This is a genomic window from Variovorax sp. Soil_C_17, from assembly GCF_057657265.1.
On sequence record NZ_JBDGIT010000050.1, the window covers coordinates 1 to 681 of the forward strand.

At 72.5% G+C, this 681-nt stretch carries 1 protein-coding gene and 1 pseudogene; both read right to left on the reverse strand.

Translation table 11 applies throughout. The features are described from left to right. Positions 1-485 (reverse strand): NAD(P)/FAD-dependent oxidoreductase (locus tag AC3A6Y_RS34975; protein WP_487872790.1); only part of this gene is annotated, 485 nt, incomplete at its 3' end. A gap of 22 nt (positions 486-507) precedes the next feature. Continuing rightward, a pseudogene (locus AC3A6Y_RS34980) lies at positions 508-681 on the reverse strand (haloacid dehalogenase type II); the annotation flags it as partial.

Below are 681 nucleotides of genomic sequence, written 5' to 3' on the forward strand. Positions count from 1 at the left end.
GCGCGCACGCGCGCCGCATCGAGGATCTCCACGTCGGTGTCCACGCCGTCGCCGATCAGGCGCTCGGCGCTGCGCTGGAGCGCCGCCATCTGGCCCGCACGCGTCGCGAGCTTGAGCTTGCCGTGGCGCAGGAAGTCGCAATCGATCGCCTCCTCGCGCACCAGCCGCTCGACCGTGTCCACCGCATCGTCGTAGGCGCGGTACCAGGCCCGGGCGCGCCCGGCACCGAACTTCGCGGCCACCTCGGCATAGTCCACGGCCAGGCCGTTGTTGACGTGCCCGCCGTTGCGCCCCGAGGCCTCGCCCGCCACGCGCTCGCCCGCCTCCAGCACCACCACCTTGGCGCCGCGCCTGGCCAGCGCCAGCGCCGCCGACAGGCCCGTGAAGCCGCCGCCGACCACGGCGACGTCGACCTGGGCCGGCAGCTCCTGCGGCCGGGGCACGAAGGCGGACGCCGAATCGGTCCAGTAGGAGTCGAGCTTCATGGCGCGGTGCACTTGCACAAGCTCAGAGACCGACGACGCCCGGCAGGCCGCCGATGTCCTGGATCTCCACGTAGCGGTAGGCCGGGTTGCCCGGGCCGTGGCCGCGGTTGACGAAGACCTTGTTGACGATGCCCAGGTCGTCCGCCGACATCAGGTCGTAGCGCAGGCTGGAGGACACGTGCAGCACGTCCTCCGG